At 65.2% G+C, this 534-nt stretch carries 1 protein-coding gene; it reads left to right on the top strand.

What is annotated here, in order from left to right; genetic code table 11:
* Positions 1-67 precede the first annotated feature (67 nt).
* The coding region (locus P1T08_18950) for a hypothetical protein (protein ID MDF1598148.1) at positions 68-534 on the top strand (467 nt) is incomplete at its 3' end.

Genomic DNA, 534 nt, shown 5'->3' with positions numbered 1-534 from the left:
CATGGTCGCCGGCGCCGGGATCGGGCTCGGTGTCTTTCTCGGAGTCCGGGCTGTGTGCCCTGGTCCGGTGCCGCTTGACAGGGCACTGGCCGATCTGGAACGTCCACGCCGATCCCTCACCGATCCCGAACCGGCATCGGTGGCCGGGATCACCGATCGGGTCGGCCGGGGGGCGGTACGCATGTTCGAAGCCACTGGACTGGTGGATTTGGGTGGGCTGCAACACCGTCTCAGGGCCATCGACAAACCGATCGAAACCCACGCCTACCAAAAACTTCTCGGCGGAATCGCCGGGCTGGTAGTCCCGGTCATCTTCGGCCTTGCCATGGCACCAAGCGGAGTACACGTCGCCCCAGGATGGACGGCCGCCCTTGCAGTCGGATTTGGCCTTGGAGGGTTCATGTGGCCGGACCTGGGACTATCCGAACAGATCGAACGTCGCCGCCGCGACTTTCGCCACTCCCTGTCCGCCTACCTGGATCTGGTCACCATCATCCTGGCCGGTGGCGGTGGACTCGAGACTGCCCTCCAGAC

It is taken from the genome of Acidimicrobiia bacterium, assembly GCA_029210695.1.
Taxonomy (GTDB): Bacteria; Actinomycetota; Acidimicrobiia; order Spongiisociales; family JAHEDJ01; genus JAHEDJ01.
The sequence above is the reverse complement of the archived record's forward strand: the minus strand, read 5'-3'. Positions and strand labels throughout refer to the sequence as shown.